Source organism: Actinacidiphila glaucinigra (assembly GCF_035918135.1).
Lineage (GTDB): Bacteria > Actinomycetota > Actinomycetes > Streptomycetales > Streptomycetaceae > Actinacidiphila > Actinacidiphila glaucinigra.
On sequence record NZ_CP109144.1, the window covers coordinates 1,059,229 to 1,079,880 of the forward strand.

Consider the following 20,652-nt stretch of genomic DNA (forward strand, 5'->3'; position numbering starts at 1 on the left):
GTTGACCTCGTCGGGGGCCAGAACGACTCGTTCCACGACGTGGAGCACCTGTTCGTCCGTGGGCTCGGTGGGTGAACTGACGTCGCACTCGAGCCCTGCCCCGGCAGCGGCGGCTCGTGCCGAGTGACGGTTTACTCGGCGTCGAGCTGGTGGTCGGCCCAGACGTAGCTTTCGGGCAGCAAGTCGGCAATGGCGACGGTTCGGACGCGGACGTCATCGCCGACGATGACCTTGAGGGCAGGGAAGTAGTCGAGGAGGACTTGCCGACACCGGCCGCATGGGGGGACAACCCCCCGGTCCCGGTCGCCCACGGCGACGATCGTGTGCAGCTCGTAGGCGCCCTGGGCGGCTGCCGCGCCGATAAGGACCAGCTCGGCGCAGGGGCCTCCGGTGAAGTGGTAGGCGTTCACCGCGGTGATGATCCGGCCGTCCTGGGCACGGGCCGCCGCCGCCATGGTGTGGTTGTCGCCCCGGCAACGAGTGCGCGCAACGTGGGCTGCGGCCTGTATGAGTTCGTGGTCGACGTGGTGGGTCTGCGTGGTCATCTTCTCTGCCTTCGTCAGCTGTCAGGCGACGTTGACCCGCGTAACGACCACGCGCAAGCAAATATCCACGACATCAAGTCCGCACACGGCATCGTCCCCTGACCGAGGCCGGCGTCCGAACGTGGGCAGCCACGGGGAATCAGGGAGCTCGGGGGACGATCCCGGTGCCTCACCGGCGCCGATGGAGCACGTTCCCAGCGGGCAAGCGGGCGGTGAACTCCACCCACGTCAGGATCCGAGCCGTCGGCTCCTTCGCAGTTGCGGCACCAGCTGTATCACCGACATCGTCAAGGCCGTACTGGCCTTGCACCTCGCCCCGTCAGCCTCAGGACGGTGCGGCCTGGGGCGTCGGTCGGCATCGAGGCGCCGTCCGCCAGTTCAAAACTCCCCCCGTATCTGCTCCAGTCCGCGAAGCGGCCGGACACCGAAGGCTCCTGAACAGTCGGGCACCGCCCTGGCGGCGACCGCGGTGCGACTTGCGTCAGGCTGGAAAAGGCTCAAGGTCTCCAGCCGAATTCGCCGTCACGTACTCCCAGTCGAAACGCCGCCCACTCCTCCGCCGTGAACCGCAGCGGCGGCAAGTCCTTGTTCTGCGAATCGCGGACCGCGACCGCTCCGCCGCCGAGGTCTGCGACCTCCACACACGTCTTGTCCCACCTGTTGGAGTAGCTGCTCGCGACCCAGTCCGCATCAGTCAGGTCCATTGCGTACAGCTCTGCCTTGCCTGCGTCCATCAGGGGATCTCCTATTGCGCTCGGACGGACTTCTCCTTTCAGCGTCGCTCTGATGGTCCTCGTGTGCATCTCGCACTCCCGGCCGGCTGTCCGCCCCGGAGCGGAGCCGTATCGAGCACCGGCCGGTCCCCTCGCCGCAACCGCCTGCGAGAACACGCGGCGAGTCGAGCGGCCGGCGTCCAGGCGCTTCCGGACGAACCGTGCGTCGTCATACATCCCCGCCGTGTTCGCGGGCGCCGCGGCGGATCGTGCGCGTACGCGCGCGAGGCGGCGCCCCTGCACCGGGAGGGCCGGTGCCGGAGCACCGCCGTGGGGCAGCGGCCTCCGTCAGCTTCCGCCGGGTGCCGTGTCCCCGGTCCCGTAGCGGCGCCGGAACCGCTCGACGCGGCCGGCGGTGTCCACCACGCGGGCGGTACCGGTGTAGAAGGGGTGGCTCGCGGAGGAGATCTCCACGTCCACCACGGGGTAGGTCCTGCCGTCCTCCCAGACGACGGTCTTCTCGCTGGTCATCGTGGAGCGGGTGAGGAAGGCGAAGTCCGCCGCGCGGTCGCGGAAGACGACCGGACGGTAGTCCGGGTGGATGCCGGGTTTCATGGGTTCTCCGTGAGGTGTCGTACGGGCCGCGGGGGCCGGTGGTGCGGTGTTCCGGGAGGGCGGTGTCACCAGGAGGCCTTGCGCACTCCGGGCAGGTGGCCCGCGTGCGCCTGGGCGCGCATGGTGATCCGGGAGAGGCCGAACGCCCGCAGGTGGCCGCGGGCCCGCCCGTCGAGGGCGTCGCGGTTGCGGACCCGGGTGGCGCTGGCGTCGCGAGGCTGCCGGTCCAGCTCCCGCCGCGCGTCGGCCTTCTCCCGCGGGGTGGCGGTGGGGCGGCGCAGGACGTCCTTGAGTTCGGCGCGCCGTACGGCGAACCGCGCCACGACGGCCTTGCGCTGCTCGTTCTTCGCGATCTTCCCGGCCTTGGCCATCAGACCCGGCCTCCCCGGGCGCGGATGACGGCGACGGCCTTCTCGATACCGATGCGGTCGACGGTCTTGATGCCCTTGGCGCTCAGCGTGAGCCGGACGGTGCGGCCCTCGCTGGGCAGCAGGTAGCGCTTGTGCTGGATGTTCGGGTCGAAGCGGCGCCTGGTGCGCCGGTGGGAGTGCGAGACGGAGTTGCCGAAGCCGGGCTTGCGGCCGGTGAGTTGGCAGTGTGCGGGCATGTCGGTCCGTTCTGTCGGCTCATCGAGCTTATTGGAAATGAAAACCAGTTCTGTATAGTACCCGGCATGGCACGCACCGACCTACGCCCCGTCATCAAGCTCCGCTCCACCGCCGGGACCGGCCACACCTACGTGACCCGCAAGAACCGCCGGAACGACCCGGACCGCCTGGTCCTGCGCAAGTACGACCCGGTGGTCCGGCGTCACGTCGAGTTCCGCGAGGAACGCTGACCCGCCCCGCTCTTCACCCGCTCGACCCCTGACACGAAAGGCACCTCCCGTGGACAGCAGCCCCAAGCTGCCCGTCGTCCTCGTCGGCGGTCTGCACGCCGAGGCCCGCCGGGCCGCGGTGCGCGAACTCCTGCACTCCACCGCCGGGGCCCTCGCCCTCCACCACGACCTGCGGCCCGCCGTCGGCGGACCCGTCCGGCGCGTCCTCAGTGACCGCGCGGGCGTCCTCTCCCGGACCGACACCGAGCTCGTGAACGACTGCGCCTGCTGCGCGCTCCGCGCCGACCTGCTCCCCGAGCTGCTGGCGCTGGCCGCGGACCCGTCCTGCCGGCTCGCCGTCGTCGAACTGTGGGACTCGGTGGAACCACAGGCGATGGCCGAGGTCCTGGTCGGCACCCCGCTGCCCGACGGCAGCCTCTCGGGGAACCTGCTGGCGGCGGCCGGGGTGGTCACCTGCGTCGACCCCGCCCTCCTGCTCGACCACCTCGGCTGCGGCGACGACCTCACCGAACACGGCCTCGCCGTCGCTCCGGGCGACCACCGCACCGTCGCCGACACCCTGGCCCGGCAACTGGAGTACGCCGGCGTCCTCGCCCTCGCGCCGGGCGAGGACGCCGACCCCGGCGACGTCGAACTGCTCACCCAGCTCCACCCGACGGCCCGTCAGGTCGCCATCGGCACGGGCCGGCTCGCCCCGGCCGCACGGTCCGGCTTCGACGTCGCCGCGGCCGCCGCACGGCAGCATCCGGCCTGTGCCCTGCTGCCCCAGGAGGCCGACGCCCACGGTGTCGCCACCCTGGTGTGGCGGTCCGCCCGGCCCTTCCATCCCGGCCGGCTGCACGCGGCCCTGGAGGACCTCAGCTGCGCCGCCGCACGCAGCCGCGGCCGCTTCTGGCTGGCCGACCATCCCGACACCCTGCTCTCCTGGGAGGCCGCCGGCGGCGCGCTGTGCATCGAGGACGTCGGGCCGTGGCTCGCCGCGCTCCCCGACGCGGCGTGGGAGATGGTGCCGCCCGAACGGCGGGTGGCGGCCGCCCTGGACTGGCACCCGGAGCACGGCGACCGCGGACAGCACCTCACCTTCACCTCGCCCGGCCTGGACCGCGAAGGACTCGTGGCCACCCTCGACCGCTGCCTGCTCACGGACGCCGAGTACGCCGCGGGACCAGACGGCTGGCGCCGCCTCCCCCACGCCTTCGACGGCTTCCTCGACCACGCGGCCTGAACCGCACACCGCGACGACCACCGGAGACAGCACCGTGAAGACAGCCCGCACCGCCACGCCCAGGAGCAAGGGCAGGGGCAAGGACGCCCGCGCGTCCCGGCCCAACCCGCTCATCGCCGCCGGCATCGAGTACGTCGACTACAAGGACACCGACCTGCTGCGGAGGCTCATCTCCGACCGGGGCAAGATCCGCAGCCGGCGGGTCACCCGCGTCACCGCCCGGCAGCAGCGGGCCCTCGCCCGGGCGATAAAGAACGCCCGCGAGATGGCCCTGCTGCCGTACGCCTCCCGCTGACCGCGCACCCGTCCCCGAAGGAGAACCCCCGTGGCCGTACCCAAACGCAAGACCTCCCGCAGCAACACCCGTCACCGCCGCGCCCGGTGGAAGGCCGCGGCTCCCCACCTGGTCCCGGTCACCGTCGACGGCCGCGAGCAGTTGGTGCCGGTCCACCTCGTCGCTGCGTTCCGGCGCGGCCTGCTGCCCGGGCGGGACTGACGCCGCCGCGCCGGACCGTCAGCGCCGGTGCCACTCCTCGGCCAGGAGCCGATGGGAACGGACCCGGTCCTCGTGGTCGTGGGTGATGGTGGTCACGATCAACTCGTCGGCGCCGGTGGCCTCCTGGAGCTGCTCCAACTGGTCGGCGACACGCTGCGGCGAGCCGACGAACCGGGTCTCGACCCGGTCGGCCACCAGCGCCCGGTCCGCCTCCGTCCACGGGTGCGCCCGGGCCTGTCCGGGGGTGGGGAACTCGATGGCGCCCTCGGCGGTCCGGATGCTGCGGACCCAGGGGGCGTAGCCGGTGGCGAGCTCGCGGGCCCTCGCGTCGTCCTGCGCGACGACGACGTCGGCGGAGACGCTGACGTAGGGCTTGTCGAGCACGCCGCCCGGCTGGAAGGCGGCACGGTAGCCGTCGACCGCCTCCAGGACGGTGCCCGGGCTGACGTGGTAGTTCGCGGCGAAGTGCAATCCGTGCCGGCCGGCGACCTCGGCGCTCCGGCCGCCGCTGCTGCCGAGGATCCACACCTGGACGTCGGCGCCCTCCCCCGGCACGACGTGCGCCTCGACGCCGTCCGCCGAGCGGTAGGTGCCGCGCAGCAGCGCCAGGATGTCGTCGACCTGCTCCCCGTACTCCTGGGAGCGCGCGCCGGGCTGCTGCAGCAGCTGCCGCTGGAGCGCGATACGGGGTGAGCCGAGCAGATGCTCGAAGGAGAACTTCGGCGGGATCCGCAGCCCGCCCGGCGTCCGCCCGTCCACGACCGGTGTCGTGGACGGCACCGGATCGGCCGCGCCGCCCGGCGGGCGGCCCCCGGAGCGGCCGAGCCCCAGGTCGAGGCGCCCCGGGTGCAGGGCGTCGATGAGGCCGAACTCCTCGACCGTGGACAGGGCGGTGCGGTGGCCGAGTTGGACGGCCCCCGAGCCCAGCCGGATCGTGGAGGTCGCGGCCGCGGTGAGGGCCAGCAGGACGGCGGGCGAGGTGCCGGCGACACCGGGGTTGAGGTGGTGCTCGGCGAACCAGTAGCGGGCGTAGCCGGACTCCTCCGCCTGCCGGGCGAGGTCGATGCTGTTGCGCAGGGCCTGCGCGGCGGTGGAGCCGGAGGATATCGGGACGAGGTCGAGGACTCCGAGCGGCGTACGGGACACGGTGGGCGTTCTCCTCAGCGGTGGGCGGGTTCGGGCGAGGACGGGTCCGGGCCCCAGGCGAACGGCGGGTCCGGGATGGCCCGCCGCAGCACCGGTGCGACCTCGGACTGGCTCACGACGCGGCCCGCTCCGCCGGGGTCTGCGCGTCGGGGCGGGCGAGGCCGAGGTGGTCGCGCAGGGTGGTGCCCTCGTAGTCGGCGCGGAAGACGCCCCGTTCCTGCAGCAGCGGGACGACGGTGTCGGCGAAGGAGTCCAGGCCGCCGGGAGTGACGTGCGGGACGAGGATGAAGCCGTCGGCGGCGTCGGCCTGCACGAAGTCGTCGATGGCCGCGGCGACGGTGGCCGGGGATCCCACGAAGGACTGGCGGTTGCCGGTCTCGATGACCAGGTCGCGGATCGACCACCCGTTGGCGGCGGCCAGCTCGCGCCACTCGCGGGCGGTGGCCAGAGGGTCGCGGTACATGCGCACCTGGGCGCGGCCGCGGGCGACGGTGTGCTCGCCGGGATCGGGGTCGACGTCCGGGAGGGGGCCGTCCGGGTCGTGGGCGGACAGGTCGCGGTTCCAGACGAACTCCAGGTGCTTGATCGCGGTGGCCCCGCTGACCTGCTGCCGCCGCACCTCGCGGGCCAGTTCGGCCGCCTCCGCGTCGCTGTCGCCGAGGACGAAGGTCGCGGCGGGAAGGATCAGCAACTGGTCCGGGGCGCGCCCGTACTTCGGCAGCCGGGCCTTGACGTCGCGGTAGAAGGCCCGGCCCTCCTCGAAGGTGCTGTAGCGGCTGAAGATGGCGTCGGCGTCGGCGGCCGCGAACTCCCGGCCCTCCTCGGAGTCGCCGGCCTGGAAGACCACCGGGCGTCCCTGCGGGCTGCGCGGCACGTTGAACTGCCCCTGGATGTCGAAGTGGTGCCCCTTGTGCACGAAGGATCCGGCCCGCGCGTCGCGCAGGAAGGCGCCCGTCGCCCCGTCGGCGAGGATCTCGTCGCCGTGCCAGGAGTCGAAGAGCTCGCCCGCGGCGGCGAGGAACTCCCTGGCGCGGGAGTAGCGCTCCTCCTGCGGGAGGAATCCGCCTCGGCGGAAGTTCTCCCCGGTGAAGGCGTCCCAGGAGGTGACGACGTTCCAGGCGGAGCGCCCGCCGGAGAGGTGGTCGAGGCTGGCGAACTGCCGGGCCACCTCATAGGGCTCGTTGAAGGTGGAGTTGATGGTGCCGGTGAGGCCGATGCGCTCGGTGACGGCGGCGAGCGCGGCGAGGACGGTGAAGGTGTCGGGGCGGCCGACCACGTCCAGGTCGTGGATCCTGCCACCCTGTTCGCGCAGGCGCAGGCCTTCGGCGAGGAACAGGAAGTCGAACTTGGCGCGTTCTGCGGTCCGTGCGAAGTGCGCGAAGGAGCCGAACTCGATGTGGCTGCCGGCCTGCGGGTCGCTCCATACGGTGGTGTTGTTGACGCCGGGGAAGTGGGCGGCCAGATGGATCTGCTTGCGCGGCTTGCTCATACGGTTCCTCCGGCTCAGGCGGTCGCGCTGGTGGCGTAGCGGTTGGCGGGGCGGGCCAGGCCGAGCAGGCCGCGCAGGGTGCGGGCCTCGTAGGCGCCGCGGAACGCGCCGCGGCGCTGCAGCTCGGGCACGAGCCCCCGGGTGATGGCCGGCAGGTCGTGGCCGATCACGGCGGGGCGCAGCCGGAAGCCCGTGAGCCCGGCCCGCCGCCACTCCAGCAGCAGGTCCGCGAGACCTGCGGGCGTGCCGGCGAAGACCTTCGCGTCGCTGGTGTACGGCGTGCCGGCGAGGTCGTCGAGCCGGTCCAGGCGGGCCCGGGCCGCGCCGGCGTCGTCGTCGAGGAGGACCACGAGGTCGCCGAAGACGTGCAGGGGCTCGCGCTCCCGGCCGGCCGCCCGCTGCTCGGCGCGGATCTCGGTGACGATGGCGCGGGCCTGCTCCCCGTCGTGCGGGGTCACGTAGCCGACGTCGGCGGAGCGGGCCACGAGCCGGAACGGCACACCGCTGTGGGCGAGGGCGCTGACGACGGGCTGGCCCTGGGGCGGCCGGGGCGTGATGGAGGGACCCTTGACGCTGAAGTACCGGCCCTCGAAGTCGATGTAGTGGAGCTTGTCGCGGTCGATGAAGCGGCCGGTGGCGACGTCGCGGACCTCGGCGTCGTCCTCCCAGCTGTCCCAGAGCCGGCGCACCACCTCGACGTGGTCGGCCGCCTCGTCGAAGAGGCCGGTGACCAGCTCCCGTACGACCGGGGTGTCCAGGTCCCCGATGCCGAACGGGGGGATGGCGCGCCTGCCGAAGTGCGCGGCCTCGTTCGGCCGGGCCGAGACCTGGACGCGCAGACCGGCCCGGCCGGTGCTCACGTAGTCGAGGGTGGCGATGGCCTTGGAGATGTGGAACGGCTCGGTGTGGGTGGCGACCACCGTCGGCACGAGACCGATGTGCCGGGTCAGGGGGGCCACCCGGGCGGCGACCAGGACGGCGTCGAGGCGGCCGCGCACCTGGTCGGTGCGTCCGTCGGGTTCGGTGGGGTGGGAGGACTGCGGACCGAGGGAGTCCTCGATCGTCACGAAGTCGAGCAGCCCCCGCTCGGCCTCGGTGACGACGTCCTGCCAGTAGCGGGCGGTGAGCAGTTCACGGGGCCGGGCCGTTTGCTCACGCCAGGCGGCCGGGTGCCAGCCGGCCCCGTCGAGGGCCACGGCGAGGTGCAGCGGTGCGTTCGGCGAGGAATCGGGAAGTGGGTACGGCGAAGGGATGTCCGAGGACATGGGAGAGGCCTTCCTGATCGACCACGGGTCTCACCGGCGCTCGTCGGGAGGGCCGGCGGCGGGGACGGGGGTCAGGAACGACAGAGGGAGGCGGCCACGCGCTGCAGGTCGATGTGCGCGCGGGAGTAGAGCAGGGGGTCGCGGGGTGGGGCGGGCACCGCGGCGGACACGCGGGACGGCGTCGGCACGGACCTCACCTCCGCTCTCCCCGGATACGGCGGGCGGCACGGCGCCCGTACTCCTCCTGTCAACGGAACGCCTTCCCTAGCCGGTCTGTTCCCCCGGGCCGCCCGGGGTTCGCAGGAAGAGGAAGGTCGTCCGGCGGCGCAGGGTGAACCCGATCGACTCGTAGAGCCGGATCGCGCCGGTGTTGACGGCGGCGGCATGGAGGAAGGGGGTCTCCCGACGGTCCCTGATCCCCGCGGCCACGGCGCGTACCAGCCGGGTCGCCAGACCCCGGCCGCGGTGACCGGGGTGGGTGCACACCGCGCTGATCTCCGTCCATCCCGGCGTCCGCAGTCGTTCCCCGGCCATGGCGACCAGCCGTCCCTCCTCCCGGATGCCGAGGTAGGTGCCGAGTTCGACGGTCCGGGAGAGGAAGGGGCCCGGCCTGGTGAGGGCGACGAGTTCCAGGATCTCGGGGACGTCGGCGGCGCCCAGCCGCACCGCCTCAGGCGCGTGTTCGGCGCGCAGCGAGGTGTCGACGAGCTGCACCCCCACCCCGCCCTCGACGAGTTCCCAACCGTCGGGCGGCCGCTGCGCGCCGGTGACCGCGACGGCGGCTCCCGGCCCGGCGAGTACGGTCAGGTCCGCCCAGGCCCGCGGATCGGCCGGGTCGGACAGCGCGGTGAACGGGGAGACGTCGGCGCGCTGCGCACCGTCCCGCCGACCCCGACGGCCACCAGGGAAAGCCGGCCCGAAGGGCACACCCAGGCTCAACGTCCGGTACAGCGCGCTGAAGTTGTACAGGAACAGCAGCACCACGATCAGCGGCACCGAGCGGAACAGCCAGGTGTACGTCCAGCTGACGGCACGCAGCACGGGGCTGCCCGAGAGCCTGGCCAGTGCGAGCGCGATCCCGCCCAGCAGGCCGAGCACCGCGCTGTACGCGGCCGCCTCCAGGGTGATGAGCAGCCCGTCCAGGATCACCGGCCGGACGAACCAGTAGGCGAAGCGGTCCCACTGGTAGAAGGGGTTGGTCACCAGGCCGTGGGCGATCTGGGCGACGAGCACCAGCACGACCGCCGTGGCGATCAGGCGACCTCGCCGCCGTAGCGGCAACACCCGCTCTGCGGTGGGCGGTCCTGGTGCGGGAGGCGCTGCGTCGGCGGGTGCTCCGGGCGGGGGCGGCGCCGGGCGGGAGGACACGGCGGTGCCGGGTGGTTCGGTCATGGGGGACTCCAGCGGTTCGGTACGCCCCGGTCGCGCACGCGGCAGCGGCTCCACCGGCATCGGGCGTCCGGCGGGCGTGGCGATGCGGCGGGGAGGCGGGGAGGCGGGCGGAGCAAGCCTGGGCGGGCCTGGGCGGGAGGGCGCGCCGCCGCGTCAGCGGCGGGGGCCGGGGTTCAGGAAGCCGTCAGCCTTGACAGAGGGCGCGACAGTGCGCGGGACACGCGCTACAGGAGGCGCTGGGGACGTGGAGCGCGGCGACGGGGAGCCGCGGGCACGACGGGACGCGGCCGTGGGGCCGCTGTGCGGCCGTCCCCGGAACTGCGTGCATCGTCGTCACCGTCACCGTTCCGCCCCGCGGGGCCTCGCGTCCATTGCCGTCGTCGGACCGTCCGGTCCGGTCGTCATCCGGGGCGTCCCACCGCGACACGGGGGCGCCGGCCCCGGCGAGCCGGGCTCGCGCCGGAGCTCATGACCGATCTGCGGCGTAAGTTAGGCACGGCCCACCGGGAATGTCAACGACGCCGTCTCACATCGTGAGCGGTCCGATGAGACGCGAACGGGTCCCTTGACGCGCGGGGTTTGACGACTCGACACTGATGGCCAGGTCACGATCGTCAGCGCCCACGACGCCGCCCCGCGGCGCGGTGGGTCATCGGCCCCGGCCCGCTGACCGGCAACCCTCACATCGCGGTGGGGTGCCCCGGGTGACGACCTGGTCCCGCCGGTGCGGCGGGGCAAGCGCGGTCCCGCCTCCGGCGGGCCCCGAGCCGGGGAGGCGGACATGCCCAGGGCACGAACCCTCCTCCTCACCCGGCGGCTGCACATCGACTTCCTGCGCGTCTGCAGCTCGTACGGCGCGGCCGGCTGACCTCCACCCAGGACCTTCAGCCGTCCCGCCGCCGGTGCCCCCACGGGGCGACCGGCGGCCCGCCACGCCTTGGAGAGGGCATGACCGAGACGATCCCGCTCGACCCCGCACTCCACGTCTCCTGTTCGGCGCTGCCGCGCGCGTCCCGTCCCGACCGCTTCCGCAGCCGCATCGGTGTCGACCTCGCCGGCGGCTTCTACCCGGCGCCGCGCCGGTTCGAGCTGTTCCTGTCGCCGGGGTGCCCGCTCTCGCAACGGGTCGCCATCACCCTCGACCTGCTGGGGCTGCGGGACTCCGTCGCCACGACGCCCGTCCCGGCGGGGGCCGCCGGCGACACCGCGCTCGCCGCGCTGCGCGCGGCCTACGAGGCCACGTGGCACCACTACGACGGACCGCTCACCGTGCCCGCACTGTGCGACCGGTGGACCGGGCGGGTCGTCAGCAACCACACCCCGGACATCCTCGGCGACCTCGCGGGCCGCCTCGGCGCCGAGGGGTGCGCTCCCGTACCTCCGCTGTGTCCCCCGGCCCTCCTGCCCGACATCGAGGGCCTCCGGCACACGGTCGACGCGGGCCTGACGAGAGCCGCCGAACTGGCCGCGGACGGGACACCGTCCGACCGTGACGCGGCCCTGCGGACCCTGCACGCCACCCTCGACCTGCTGGACCGCCGGCTGGCCTGCGGGCCGTACGTCCTGGGTGGGCACCTGACCGCCGCCGACGTCGACGTGTGGGTGGCCCTCTCCCACCTCGCGAGCGGCCTGCTCTGCTCCTACGGCCACCTGACGGCGTACGTCGCCCGTCTGGACCTTCACCCGGCGTTCCGTGCGCAGCGGACGGCGGCCGCGCTCGCGCCCACCGTCTGACGCACGGAGCCGTCCCCGCCCTCGTCGCACAGGGCGAGGGCGGGGACGGCTCCGGGGTGCGTGTGCGGGCCCGCTCAGGCGCCCTCGGCCGGAAGGGCGTACAGACCGGGGAGGTTGACCACGACGGCCTCCTGGGTGCTGCGGGCGATGACGACCACGGCCTCCTCCGCGGGGTCCGGGTTCTCCTCGCGGTGCGGCACGAACGGGGGGACGAAGACGTAGTCGCCGGGCGAGGTGCGCAGGCGCACCTCCTCGGGCGCGTCGCCCGAGCCGTCCAGGAACACGAACTCGGGGTGCCCGCTCACCACGTAGATCGCGGTCTCGGACTCGCCGTGGTGGTGGTCGGAGGACGCCGTCGCCGGGGCGACGTGGGTCTGGCCCATCCAGAGCTTCTCGGACCCCACGGTCCGCCCGCTGACGGCGGCGAACCTGCGCATCCCGCCGGTCTGCGCCGTCTCGCCGTCCAGGGCGTCCGCGCGGATGTGGTGCAGCCGGGTCCGCAGGGCCGCAGCCGCCTGCCCGGGCGCGTCGTGGAGATGGGGATGGAAGCCTTCACCGGGGTTCGTCAGGGGCTCGCTCATGGCCGGGACGCTAGGGCGGCCCCGAAAAGGATGTCAAGAAGTGTCTTTTAGGCTTACCTGCGGCAATGCTGCCGCAATGAACGAGCGCGGTGGCGGAACCCCCGGGCCGCGCGGACCGGTTGGGGCATGATGGCCCCATGCATATCTCCGCGAAGGCGGACTACGCCACGCGGGCTCTGCTGGAGCTCGCCTGTGAGCCTGCCCGCCCCCTGACCTGCGAGGCCATCGCCTCCGCGCAGCAGATCCCGTTCCGCTTCCTGAAGTCCGTGGTGAGCGAACTGCGCAAGGCCGGGCTGGTGCGCAGTCAGCGTGGCTGCGAGGGCGGCTACTGGCTCGGCCGGCCCGCCGGCGAGATCACCCTCCTGGACGTGGCGCGCGCCGTGGACGGCGAGTTGATCACGCTGCGGGGCGAGTCGCTGGCCGGGCTCGGCTACCCCGGTCCGGCCGCGGGGCTGCCGGGGGTGTGGCGCCAGGTCGAGGCGGGCGCGGCGGCGGTCCTGGGCGGGGTGACCCTGGCCTCGCTCCTGCCGGCGGCCGCCGCGGAACGGCTGGACCGGAAGGGAGCTGCGTGACGGCCCCGCCTCCCCCGCCCGCCGTGGAGGTGGTGGAGTACACCGATCCGCTGTGCCCCTGGGCCTGGGGTTCGGAACCGGTGTTCCGCAGGCTGCGGGCCGCGCTGGGCGGCCGGGTGCGCTGGCGCCGCGTGCACGGCGTCCTGTTCGACGTCGACGACGACCCACCGCCCGACGCGGCCGCGGAGACCGCCTGGTACGCGCGGCACGTCGAGGTGATCAGCGCGCACACCCGGGCGCCGCGGGCGGAGCGTCTGAGCCGGGTGGCGGCGAGTTCCTGGCCCGCCTCGCTGGCCGCCAAGGCGGCCGAGCTGCAGGGCGAGGAGGTGGCCGGGCGGGTGCTGCGCCGGCTCCGGGAGACCGTGTTCGTGCTCGGGGAGCCGGCCGACACGCCCGCGCTCGCGCTGGCCGCCGTACGGGGCACGCCGGGACTGGACCCGGTACGGTTCGCGGCCGACGCGGGAGCCGGTGACGTCCTGGAGCGGGTACGGGCCGACCGTGCGGAGGCGCGCCGCCCGGTGCGCGAGGTGCTGTCGGTGCGGAGCGCGTCGCCGCACCCCGGTGCGGCGAAGGAGACCGGCGACGGCGGGCACCGGTACGCGCTGCCGACGCTGCTCGTGCGCTCCCCGGCCGGGCGGCGCGTGGTGCCCGGCTGGCGGCCCTACGAGGAGTACGCCTCCGCCGTCGAGGAGTTGAGCCCGGGGCTCCTGCGCCCCCCGGCCCCGCTGCCGCCGTCCGAGGCGCTGCGGCGCTACCGGAGCCTCACTGATCCCGAGCGTGCCCTGCTGGTCACCGGGGCCTGGCCGCCACCGGAGGCGATCCGGGTGGACACCGGGAACGGCCCCCTGTGGCTGCACCCCGAGGAGGCCGCGACGCACCCGGCCACCGCTCGCGGCGCTCGCGGCCTGCGCTGAGGGATATCTGAGGCGCAGTCAGGAGCGCGTCCCGCCAAATGAGACACCAATTGGTGTCTATTGACAGCCGCTCTCCGCGCTCGCCAGGATGAACAGCATGCTCACGACGCACCCCGGTGTGGTGTGCCGCTACGTGGACCTGCGGCGCACCTGCAGCGCCCTCTGTCGCTGACCGGCCGCCGCCCACGGCCCACAGGCGCCTGACCGCATCCGTCAGCACCGGCCGCGCCGCCGCCCCGTCGAGCCGCGCCCGCCGTCCGCGCCGCCCCTTCCGCGCTCCGCCGCCTTCTCCCACCGCATCCCGGTGAGTCCCCGCGTACCCCCGAACGCCCTGCCCTGAGGGCGGTGTGCCCGATGTGTGCTCCCGAGCCCCGTCGGCACGACCGTCCCGGCACGACGGCGTCCGGCGCGGGTGCGCGCCGTGCCCGCCGCCGCGCCCCCGCCTGCCCTGAGCCGGTCCGGGGGCCCTCGAAGAAAGCACTCAGATGCCCGGACGACTCACGCCCAGCCGCCCAGAGCCCGCCTCCCCTGCCGCCCGGCCCCCGGGCCGGCTGCGCACCGCGGCCCTCGGAACCGCCCTCGTCTCCGTCCTCGTCCCCGCCCTCGGCGCGTGCGGCGGCGGCGCCGGCGCGTCGACCGGGAGCGCCACACTGAAGTGGGCCTCCTCCTACTTCCCCGCCCACTGGGACCCGGTGGTCTCCGGCAGCGGCGCCCAGTTCCGCCAACTCGCCCTTGTCTACGCCTCGTTGACGCGAACCGACGAGAACGGCAAGGCCGTCCCCGACCTCGCGAAGAGCTGGGAGTACAACGACAAGGGTGACGAGATCACCTTCCGCCTCCGCCCCGGCCTGAAGTTCAGCGACGGGGAGCCGGTCGACGCGGCAGCGGTCAAGGCGGCGATCGAGCGGGCCAAGAAGCAGAAGAACTCGGCGCTCTTCGGCGACCTGACCTCGATCGGGTCGGTGGACGCCGACGGACTGGACGCGGTCGTCCACCTCACCCAGGTCGACTACCAGATACCCCAGTTGCTCGGTCAGCGCGTCCTGCAGATCGCCAGCCCCAAGGCGGCCGCGGCCCCGCAGAAACTGGACCAGAACCCCGTCGGCGCCGGTCCGTTCGTGGTGAAGCAGCTGATCCCCGGCACCAAGGTGCTGCTCAAGAAGAACCCGGACTACTGGGACGCGAAGAACATCCACATCGACGACGTGGAGCTGACCTCAGCCCCCGACGCCTCGACGGTCGTCTCCGGCCTCCAGACCGGCGTCTACAACTTCGCCGACCTCGAACCGAGTCAGGCGGAGGCCGCCGAGAAGGCCGGCCTGGACGTCTTCGTGCAACCGGGATTCAACGCCTCGAACCTCAGCCTCAACGTCAACAAGGCGCCGTTCGACGACGACAGGGTCGTCGACGCCGTCCGCCACGCGGTCAACCGCAAGGAGTTCGTCGACAAGCTGACCTTCGGCTACGGCGAGGCGACCGACCAGCCCTTCCCGCCGGGGTACGTGGCCTACGACCCGAAGTCCCGGGACCCGTACCCGTACGACCCGGCGACCTCCCGCAAGCTGCTCGCCGAGGCCGGCCACAAGGCGGGCGACATCAAGCTCGACCTCGTCATCCCGGCGGAGGACCCGCAGGCCGAGATCGTGCAGGCGCAGCTGGCCGCGGTCGGCATCACCGTCCGCATCAAGGTCGACAAGAACTGGGCCACCCCGTTCTTCGCCAAGGACCTGACGTTCTCGCTCTACGGCACCACCGGGCGCGACTCCGCGGTGCAGACCCTCACCGCGCACTTCGGGCCCAACGGCCCGCTGAACCTGAGCACTCCGTACGAGCCGGCCGGCTTCGACGCGGCCGTGGCGAAGGTCCGCCGCACGCCGCTGGACTCCCCCGGCTACGTGACGAACCTCCAGGCGGCGACCCGGGCCGGGCTGAAGAGCAAGGCCCTGGTCTTCACCTACTCCTCGCCCAACCTCTTCGCCAAGAGCAAGGCGATCTCGGACCTGCCGAAGAACCCGGCCCACATCGACTGGACCGGCGTGACCATCGCCGGCGGCAGCTGACCACCGTCCACCACTCAGGGGAGGCAACCTCATGACGACGACCGCCACGCCGGTCGCCCTCACCCCCCGTCGCGGCCTCGCCGCGGCCGGCGCCCGGCACGCCGGAGGCCAGGTCCTGGCCGCCCTCGCCCGGTCCGTCGCGATCATCGTGCCCGTGTTCCTTGTCGCGACCTTCGTGACCTTCGCGCTGCGGGCGCTGAGCGGGCTCAGCCCCGCACGGATCCAGCTGGGCGAGGACGCGACACCGGAGGCCATCGCCCGGGTCGAGGCTCAGTGGGGGCTCGACCGGCCGTTCCTCGTCCAGTACGGGGACTGGCTCGACGGCATCCTGCACGGGCGGCTCGGCACCAGCTGGGCCAACGGCGCCGACATCTCCACCCTCATCGGTCTCGGCCTGGGCGTCAGCCTCTCGGTCGCGATTCTCGCCCTGCTCATCGGCGTCGTCGTGGGCTTCGTGCTGGGCACGGTGGCGGCGCTGCGCAGCACCACGTGGATCGACCGTGCGATCACCGGATTCGTCACGGTCGTCTCGGTGATGCCGGCCTTCGTGGTGGGCATCGTGCTGGTCGTCGTCTTCGCCGTCGGTCTCCACTGGTTCCCCTCCGGCGGCTACGTCCCGGCGGAGCAGGGCGTCGGACCGTGGCTGGCCCACATCACCCTCCCGGCGATCGCGCTGAGCTTCGACGTGGTCGCCGACGTCGCCCGCCAACTGCGCGCGGGCCTCGTGGCGGCCCACCGCGAGAACTACGTGACGGGCGCGGTGGTGCGCGGCCTGAGCCCGCGGCGGATCTTCTTCGGTCACGTCCTGCGCAACGGCCTCGGGCCGGCGCTCGCCACCCTCGGACTGAAGTTCCCGGCCCTGGTGGGTGCCTCCGTCGTCACCGAATGGATCTTCGGTCTGCAGGGCTTCGGCAGGTTCGCCAACGACGCCGCCCAGGCCGGGGACGTCCCCGCCGTCCAGGGCGTCCTCGTGGTGTCGATCGTCCTGGTCGTCTCCTTCAACCTGATCGTCAACCTGGTGCTGGCGCGCGTGACGCCGGCGTCCCAGCGGGGGGTCTGACCATGGTGCGCCGCGTCCTCTCCCTCTCCTCCGGCCGGATCGCCGCGGTCGTGCTGACCGTGATCGCGCTGCTGGCGCTGCTCGGTCCCTGGCTCGCACCGCACGATCCCCTGGCCACCAGCGACAACACGCTGGCCGCCGCCTCGGGCCCGCACTGGCTGGGCACCGATTACCTCGGCCGTGACGTCCTCAGCCGGCTCCTGGACGGCTCGCGCGTCAGCGTGCTCGGTTCGCTCGAAGTCGCCCTGACGGCCCTGGTCGTCGGCGCGGTGCCCGGCATCCTGTCCGTCTACTGGGGCCGGGTCTTCGAGTGGACGACCCTGCGCCTGGCCGACACGCTGGTCGCGCTGCCCTTCCTGCTGTTCGCCGTCGCCGTGGTCGCGCTCCTCGGCAACGGCCTCACCCAGGCCATGCTGGTCACCGGCGTGCTGGTGTCACCGCTGTTCTACCGGGTGGCCCGCGCCGCCACCCTGGCCGTGGCGCGCTCGCCGTACGTGGAGGCGGCGCTCGTCTCCGGTGCCTCGACGGGCTGGATCGTACGCCGCCATGTGTGGGGCAAGATCCTCCCGCCTGTCGCGGTCGCGCTCGCCCAGACCATCGGCGTCGGTTTCGTGATCGTCTCCAGCCTGACCTTCCTCGGCATCGGCGTGCAGCCGCCGGCGCCCACCTGGGGCGGCCTGCTCGCCTCGGACCTGGGCTACCTCAGCCACCGGCCGTGGGCCCCGGTGGCCCCCGCCCTGCTGATCATGGCCACCGTCTGGGCGAGCAACCTGCTCGCCGACGCGATCCGCGACGTCTCCGGCGAGGCCGGACGCGCACTGCTCGACCGCCGCGGGGCCCGCGCCGACCGCCTCGACAAGACCGACCCCGCCCCCGCCGGAGGTGCGCGTTGACGACCGTGTCCGAAGGACTGCTCCCCCGGCCTGCCCCGGGCACCGCGCCCGACCCCCCGGCACCGCCGGTGCTGTCCCTCCGCGACGTGCGCATCGGCGACCGCGCGGGCGACCGCGAGATCGTCCACGGGGTGAGCTTCGACCTCGCACCCGGAAAGGCGGTCGGCATCGTCGGGGAGTCCGGCAGCGGCAAGACCCTCACCTGCCGCGCCGCACTCGGCATCCTGCCCGCGCACTTCGAGGTCACCGGTGGGTCGATCGAGATCGACGGCACCGACATCGCCACCCTGACACGCGCTCAGTGGACGGCCCTGCGGGGCACCACGATCAGCGCGGTCTTCCAGGACCCGGCCTCCTACCTCAACCCCTCGATCCGGGTGGGCGCGCAGATCGCCGAGGTCCTGCGCGCCAAGAAGGGGCAGCGGCGCCGCGAGGCCCGCCGGCAGGCGGTCGAGCTGCTGCGGACGGTGCAACTGCGCGACCCGGAGCTGGCGTACGGCAGCTACCCCCACGAGTTGTCCGGGGGCATGCTCCAGCGCGTCCTGATCGCGGCGGCGATCGCCGCCGGCCCGCGGATCCTCATCGCCGACGAGGCCACCACCGCCCTCGACGTCACCGTGCAGGCCGGGATCCTCGACATGCTCACCGAACTGCGCGAACAGGCGGGGCTGGCCCTCGTCGTCGTCTCCCACGACCTGGCGGTCGTCGCCCAGGTCTGCGACGAGGTCGTCGTCCTGCGGGAGGGCGAGGTGGTCGAGCAGGGCCCGACCCGCGCGGTGCTGCACGACCCGCGGCACGAGTACACCCGTCTGCTGATCGCCCAACACGAGCAGTACGGCCTGGAGAAGTTCCTCACCGTGAAGGAGGACGCATGACCGGCGAGCCACCGCGGACGACGCCGGCCGGCGGTGCGGACCCCGCCGGTCCCGTGCTGGAGATCACCGGCCTCGACGTGCACTACGGCCTGCGCCGCCGGCGCCGCCCGGCACTGCGCGGGGTGTCCCTGACCGTCGCGCCCGGCGAGGCCGTCGGCCTCATCGGCGAGACGGGGTCCGGGAAGTCCACCCTGGCCCGCACCGTGCTGGGCCTGGTGCGCGCCTCGGCGGGGTCGGTCGTCGTCGGCGGGGAGGACGTCACCCGCCACGGCCCGCGGCAGTGGCGCGCCCTGCGCCGCCGAGGCGTCGTCCAGTACGTCTTCCAGGACCCCCTGCGCAGCCTCGACCCGGACCTCACCGTCGAGGACTCCCTCACCGAACCGCTGCTCCTCCAGGGCGTCCCCCGCGAGGAGGCGGCCGAACGGGCGCGTGCGTTCCTCCCCCGCGTCCGCCTGCACGAGGAGCTCCTGGCCCGGCTGCCCGGGGAGCTCTCGGGCGGGCAGCGCCAACGGGTCGCGGTGGCCCGGGCGCTGGTCACCGGACCGCGCCTGGTCATCCTCGACGAACCGGTGAGCGCCCTCGACGCGGCCACCCGCGTGCAGATCCTGGAGATCCTCAAGGAGCTCCGCGCCTCCGGAGTGGCCCTGGTCTTCATCTCCCACGACCTCGGCTCCGTGGCCGGGATCTGCGACCGCGTCGCCGTGCTCCACCAGGGCGAGCTGGTCGAGACCGGCACCACCCACGACGTCGTCAACCACCCCCGCCATCCCTACACGCGCCTGCTCATCGGCTCGGCGCCCACCCTGCGTTCCGCCCCGGCGGACCGGGCCGAACGCGAGGCGCTGCGCGCCCTGCTGCGCACCTGACCCCACGACAGACAGGAACAGCCACCATGTCCCGCAGGATCCACCTCGCGCTCCACCCCTACGGCGTCGGCGGCCCAGGCCAGCACGGACTGTGGAAGGACGCCCGCGTCGCCAAGAACGCCAGCACCGACATCAACTACTACATCGCGCAGGCCAAGGCGGCCGAACACGCCCTCTTCGACGCCCTCTTCATCGTCGACAGCCAGTTCATCAACGCCACCTACCCCGCCCACTACCTCAACCGGCTGGAGCCGCTGACCCTGCTGTCGGCGGTCGCCACGCACACCCGTCACGTCGGGCTGGTCGGCACGGCCAGTTCGACGTACAACTCGCCCTTCAACCTCGCCCGGCGCTTCGCCTCCCTCGACCACATCAGCGGCGGCCGCGCCGGCTGGAACGTCGTGACCAGCTTCGACACGGGCACCTCCAGGAACTTCGGGTTCGACGAGCACCTGGACTACACCTCCCGTTACGGCCGTGCCCTGGAGTTCGTCCGGGTCGCCCGCGGCCTGTGGGACTCCTACGAGGACGACGCCTTCCCGGCCGACGTGGAACGGGGCGTCTTCCTCGACCCGGCCAAGCTGCACGCGCTCGACCACGCCGGCGAGCACTTCTCGGTCGCCGGCCCCCTCAACCTGTCCCGGTCCCCCCAGGGCCAGCCCGTGATCTTCCAGGCCGGCGTCTCCGAGGAGGGCCGCGACCTGGCCGCCCAGGTGGCCGAGGGCATCTACGCGCCCGGGGGCACACTCCGGCAGGCGCAGGAGTACTACGCCGACATCAAGCAGCGCACCGCCTCCTACGGGCGCGACCCCGACCACATCAAGATCTTCATCCACGGCGGGCCGGTCGTCGCCGCCACCGACGATGCCGCCCGGCGCCGCGAGCGGGAGATCTTCGAGGAGGACAACGACTTCGACCGCAACCTCGCGCTGCTCGGACGCTCCTTCGGCGCCTACGACTTCGGCGTGCACGACCTGGACGCGCCCTTCCCCGACGTCGCGCACCTCGCCGAGAAGGGCGGACGCACGGGCGCCGCCAGGATCACCGAGCGGGCCAGGACGGAAAACCTGACGCTGCGCCAGGTCGCCCAGTCGGCCAACGAGTTCCGCAGCTCCCCCTTCGTCGGGTCGCCGCGGACCGTCGCCGACACCATCGAGCAGTGGTTCGCCGCCGGCACCTTCGACGGCATCAACCTCGCCTTCCGCACCAACGACGAACTCGAACTCTTCGCGGACGGCGTCGTGCCCCTGCTGCAGAAGCGCGGCCTGTTCCGCACCGCGTACGAGGCCGACACCCTGCGCGGCAACCTCGGCCTGCCGGTCCCCGCCAACCGCCACACCCGCGAGCGCCGGCTCGTGGCCGACTGAGGACGG

General features: G+C 73.3%; 24 protein-coding genes, 1 pseudogene and 1 riboswitch. Of the genes and pseudogenes, 14 read left to right on the top strand and 11 right to left on the bottom strand.

All coding sequences use genetic code 11. The annotated features are described in order from the left end of the window. Window positions 1-131: 131 nt before the first annotated feature. Window positions 132-545 carry a cytidine deaminase family protein gene (locus OIE69_RS04530; RefSeq protein ID WP_326570623.1) on the bottom strand — a complete coding sequence of 138 codons (414 nt, stop codon included), beginning with the start codon at window positions 543-545 and terminating at the stop codon, window positions 132-134. Between the two features lie 63 nt (window positions 546-608). Here OIE69_RS04530 and OIE69_RS04535 point away from each other — a divergent pair. Further along, window positions 609-870 (top strand): annotated as a pseudogene (locus OIE69_RS04535) (IS5/IS1182 family transposase); the annotation flags it as partial. A gap of 172 nt (window positions 871-1,042) precedes the next feature. Here OIE69_RS04535 and OIE69_RS04540 read toward each other — a convergent pair. The 4 genes from OIE69_RS04540 to rpmB form a co-directional block, all read right to left on the bottom strand. Then, window positions 1,043-1,279, bottom strand: a complete 237-nt coding sequence (locus tag OIE69_RS04540) for a DUF397 domain-containing protein (RefSeq protein ID WP_326580975.1) — start codon at window positions 1,277-1,279, stop codon at window positions 1,043-1,045. 327 nt (window positions 1,280-1,606) lie between these two features. Next, on the bottom strand, window positions 1,607-1,873 hold the full coding sequence (locus OIE69_RS04545) for a type B 50S ribosomal protein L31 (protein WP_326570624.1): 267 nt from the start codon (window positions 1,871-1,873) through the stop codon (window positions 1,607-1,609). A gap of 65 nt (window positions 1,874-1,938) precedes the next feature. Next, the gene (rpsN, locus tag OIE69_RS04550) at window positions 1,939-2,244 is read right to left on the bottom strand and encodes a 30S ribosomal protein S14 (RefSeq protein ID WP_326570625.1); all 306 of its coding nucleotides are present in this window, start codon (window positions 2,242-2,244) and stop codon (window positions 1,939-1,941) included. Continuing rightward, a complete protein-coding gene (gene rpmB / locus OIE69_RS04555) occupies window positions 2,244-2,480 on the bottom strand; it encodes a 50S ribosomal protein L28 (protein WP_326570626.1) in 237 nt (78 codons plus the stop codon). The genes rpsN and rpmB overlap by 1 nt, the downstream gene beginning before the upstream one ends. Before the next feature lie 66 nt (window positions 2,481-2,546). On the opposite strand from rpmB, the gene rpmG reads away from it, so the two are divergent. The 4 genes from rpmG to rpmF are packed head-to-tail and all read left to right on the top strand — an operon-like array spanning window position 2,547 to window position 4,432. Then, window positions 2,547-2,711 carry a 50S ribosomal protein L33 gene (gene rpmG / locus OIE69_RS04560; RefSeq protein ID WP_089223718.1) on the top strand — a complete coding sequence of 55 codons (165 nt, stop codon included), beginning with the start codon at window positions 2,547-2,549 and terminating at the stop codon, window positions 2,709-2,711. A gap of 49 nt (window positions 2,712-2,760) precedes the next feature. Next, complete coding sequence (locus OIE69_RS04565) at window positions 2,761-3,936, top strand: GTP-binding protein (protein WP_326570627.1); 1,176 nt, start codon at window positions 2,761-2,763, stop codon at window positions 3,934-3,936. Between the two features lie 34 nt (window positions 3,937-3,970). Next, the gene (rpsR, locus tag OIE69_RS04570; protein ID WP_326570628.1) at window positions 3,971-4,231 is read left to right on the top strand and encodes a 30S ribosomal protein S18; all 261 of its coding nucleotides are present in this window, start codon (window positions 3,971-3,973) and stop codon (window positions 4,229-4,231) included. 30 nt (window positions 4,232-4,261) lie between these two features. Further along, a complete protein-coding gene (gene rpmF / locus OIE69_RS04575; protein WP_326570629.1) occupies window positions 4,262-4,432 on the top strand; it encodes a 50S ribosomal protein L32 in 171 nt (56 codons plus the stop codon). An 18-nt stretch (window positions 4,433-4,450) separates the two neighbouring features. Here the strand turns inward: rpmF and OIE69_RS04580 are convergent, their stop codons facing one another. The 5 genes from OIE69_RS04580 to OIE69_RS04600 all read right to left on the bottom strand — a co-directional run bounded on the left by OIE69_RS04580 (window position 4,451) and on the right by OIE69_RS04600 (window position 9,724). Continuing rightward, complete coding sequence (locus tag OIE69_RS04580; RefSeq protein WP_326570630.1) at window positions 4,451-5,578, bottom strand: LLM class flavin-dependent oxidoreductase; 1,128 nt, start codon at window positions 5,576-5,578, stop codon at window positions 4,451-4,453. Window positions 5,579-5,690: 112 nt separating this feature from the next. Next, window positions 5,691-7,067 carry an NtaA/DmoA family FMN-dependent monooxygenase gene (locus OIE69_RS04585; protein WP_326570631.1) on the bottom strand — a complete coding sequence of 459 codons (1,377 nt, stop codon included), beginning with the start codon at window positions 7,065-7,067 and terminating at the stop codon, window positions 5,691-5,693. Window positions 7,068-7,081: 14 nt separating this feature from the next. Next, window positions 7,082-8,332: an LLM class flavin-dependent oxidoreductase gene (locus OIE69_RS04590; RefSeq protein ID WP_326570632.1), complete on the bottom strand. Its 1,251-nt coding sequence runs from the start codon at window positions 8,330-8,332 to the stop codon at window positions 7,082-7,084. A gap of 71 nt (window positions 8,333-8,403) precedes the next feature. After that, on the bottom strand, window positions 8,404-8,520 hold the full coding sequence (locus OIE69_RS04595) for a putative leader peptide (RefSeq protein ID WP_326570633.1): 117 nt from the start codon (window positions 8,518-8,520) through the stop codon (window positions 8,404-8,406). A 76-nt stretch (window positions 8,521-8,596) separates the two neighbouring features. After that, complete coding sequence (locus OIE69_RS04600) at window positions 8,597-9,724, bottom strand: GNAT family N-acetyltransferase (RefSeq protein ID WP_326570634.1); 1,128 nt, start codon at window positions 9,722-9,724, stop codon at window positions 8,597-8,599. Between the two features lie 643 nt (window positions 9,725-10,367). Beyond that, a riboswitch (SAM riboswitch) is annotated at window positions 10,368-10,471 on the top strand. 201 nt (window positions 10,472-10,672) lie between these two features. Here OIE69_RS04600 and OIE69_RS04605 point away from each other — a divergent pair. Beyond that, the gene (locus tag OIE69_RS04605; protein WP_326570635.1) at window positions 10,673-11,458 is read left to right on the top strand and encodes a glutathione S-transferase C-terminal domain-containing protein; all 786 of its coding nucleotides are present in this window, start codon (window positions 10,673-10,675) and stop codon (window positions 11,456-11,458) included. Window positions 11,459-11,532: 74 nt separating this feature from the next. Here the strand turns inward: OIE69_RS04605 and OIE69_RS04610 are convergent, their stop codons facing one another. Then, window positions 11,533-12,039: a cupin domain-containing protein gene (locus tag OIE69_RS04610; protein ID WP_326570636.1), complete on the bottom strand. Its 507-nt coding sequence runs from the start codon at window positions 12,037-12,039 to the stop codon at window positions 11,533-11,535. Window positions 12,040-12,176: 137 nt separating this feature from the next. Here OIE69_RS04610 and OIE69_RS04615 point away from each other — a divergent pair, with 137 nt between their 5' ends. The 8 genes from OIE69_RS04615 (at window position 12,177) to OIE69_RS04650 (ending at window position 20,646) form a co-directional block, all read left to right on the top strand. Next, window positions 12,177-12,611, top strand: a complete 435-nt coding sequence (locus OIE69_RS04615) for an RrF2 family transcriptional regulator (RefSeq protein ID WP_326570637.1) — start codon at window positions 12,177-12,179, stop codon at window positions 12,609-12,611. Next, window positions 12,608-13,525, top strand: coding sequence for a DsbA family oxidoreductase (locus tag OIE69_RS04620; protein ID WP_326570638.1), 918 nt, complete (start codon window positions 12,608-12,610; stop codon window positions 13,523-13,525). Before OIE69_RS04615 ends, OIE69_RS04620 begins: the two co-directional genes overlap by 4 nt. A gap of 485 nt (window positions 13,526-14,010) precedes the next feature. Then, on the top strand, window positions 14,011-15,585 hold the full coding sequence (locus tag OIE69_RS04625) for an ABC transporter substrate-binding protein (protein WP_326570639.1): 1,575 nt from the start codon (window positions 14,011-14,013) through the stop codon (window positions 15,583-15,585). Between the two features lie 31 nt (window positions 15,586-15,616). Continuing rightward, a complete protein-coding gene (locus OIE69_RS04630; RefSeq protein WP_326570640.1) occupies window positions 15,617-16,645 on the top strand; it encodes an ABC transporter permease in 1,029 nt (342 codons plus the stop codon). 2 nt (window positions 16,646-16,647) lie between these two features. Then, on the top strand, window positions 16,648-17,538 hold the full coding sequence (locus tag OIE69_RS04635) for an ABC transporter permease (RefSeq protein WP_326570641.1): 891 nt from the start codon (window positions 16,648-16,650) through the stop codon (window positions 17,536-17,538). Continuing rightward, complete coding sequence (locus OIE69_RS04640) at window positions 17,535-18,413, top strand: ABC transporter ATP-binding protein (RefSeq protein ID WP_392567458.1); 879 nt, start codon at window positions 17,535-17,537, stop codon at window positions 18,411-18,413. Before OIE69_RS04635 ends, OIE69_RS04640 begins: the two co-directional genes overlap by 4 nt. Beyond that, window positions 18,410-19,279: an ABC transporter ATP-binding protein gene (locus OIE69_RS04645; protein WP_326570642.1), complete on the top strand. Its 870-nt coding sequence runs from the start codon at window positions 18,410-18,412 to the stop codon at window positions 19,277-19,279. The genes OIE69_RS04640 and OIE69_RS04645 overlap by 4 nt, the downstream gene beginning before the upstream one ends. A 26-nt stretch (window positions 19,280-19,305) precedes the next feature. Beyond that, a complete protein-coding gene (locus tag OIE69_RS04650; RefSeq protein WP_326570643.1) occupies window positions 19,306-20,646 on the top strand; it encodes an NtaA/DmoA family FMN-dependent monooxygenase in 1,341 nt (446 codons plus the stop codon). Window positions 20,647-20,652 lie beyond the last annotated feature (6 nt).

Coding starts and splice junctions, on each gene's coding strand:
- rpmG (WP_089223718.1), top strand. CDS start 2,547: ATGGCACGCACCGACCTACGCCCCGTCATCAAGCTCCGCTCCACCGCC.
- OIE69_RS04615 (WP_326570637.1), top strand. CDS start 12,177: ATGCATATCTCCGCGAAGGCGGACTACGCCACGCGGGCTCTGCTGGAG.
- OIE69_RS04610 (WP_326570636.1), bottom strand. CDS start 12,039: ATGAGCGAGCCCCTGACGAACCCCGGTGAAGGCTTCCATCCCCATCTC.
- OIE69_RS04630 (WP_326570640.1), top strand. CDS start 15,617: ATGACGACGACCGCCACGCCGGTCGCCCTCACCCCCCGTCGCGGCCTC.
- OIE69_RS04545 (WP_326570624.1), bottom strand. CDS start 1,873: ATGAAACCCGGCATCCACCCGGACTACCGTCCGGTCGTCTTCCGCGAC.
- OIE69_RS04530 (WP_326570623.1), bottom strand. CDS start 545: ATGACCACGCAGACCCACCACGTCGACCACGAACTCATACAGGCCGCA.
- rpsN (WP_326570625.1), bottom strand. CDS start 2,244: ATGGCCAAGGCCGGGAAGATCGCGAAGAACGAGCAGCGCAAGGCCGTC.
- OIE69_RS04540 (WP_326580975.1), bottom strand. CDS start 1,279: ATGGACGCAGGCAAGGCAGAGCTGTACGCAATGGACCTGACTGATGCG.
- OIE69_RS04635 (WP_326570641.1), top strand. CDS start 16,648: ATGGTGCGCCGCGTCCTCTCCCTCTCCTCCGGCCGGATCGCCGCGGTC.
- OIE69_RS04585 (WP_326570631.1), bottom strand. CDS start 7,067: ATGAGCAAGCCGCGCAAGCAGATCCATCTGGCCGCCCACTTCCCCGGC.
- OIE69_RS04645 (WP_326570642.1), top strand. CDS start 18,410: ATGACCGGCGAGCCACCGCGGACGACGCCGGCCGGCGGTGCGGACCCC.
- rpmB (WP_326570626.1), bottom strand. CDS start 2,480: ATGCCCGCACACTGCCAACTCACCGGCCGCAAGCCCGGCTTCGGCAAC.
- OIE69_RS04600 (WP_326570634.1), bottom strand. CDS start 9,724: ATGACCGAACCACCCGGCACCGCCGTGTCCTCCCGCCCGGCGCCGCCC.
- OIE69_RS04650 (WP_326570643.1), top strand. CDS start 19,306: ATGTCCCGCAGGATCCACCTCGCGCTCCACCCCTACGGCGTCGGCGGC.
- OIE69_RS04605 (WP_326570635.1), top strand. CDS start 10,673: ATGACCGAGACGATCCCGCTCGACCCCGCACTCCACGTCTCCTGTTCG.
- OIE69_RS04590 (WP_326570632.1), bottom strand. CDS start 8,332: ATGTCCTCGGACATCCCTTCGCCGTACCCACTTCCCGATTCCTCGCCG.
- OIE69_RS04625 (WP_326570639.1), top strand. CDS start 14,011: ATGCCCGGACGACTCACGCCCAGCCGCCCAGAGCCCGCCTCCCCTGCC.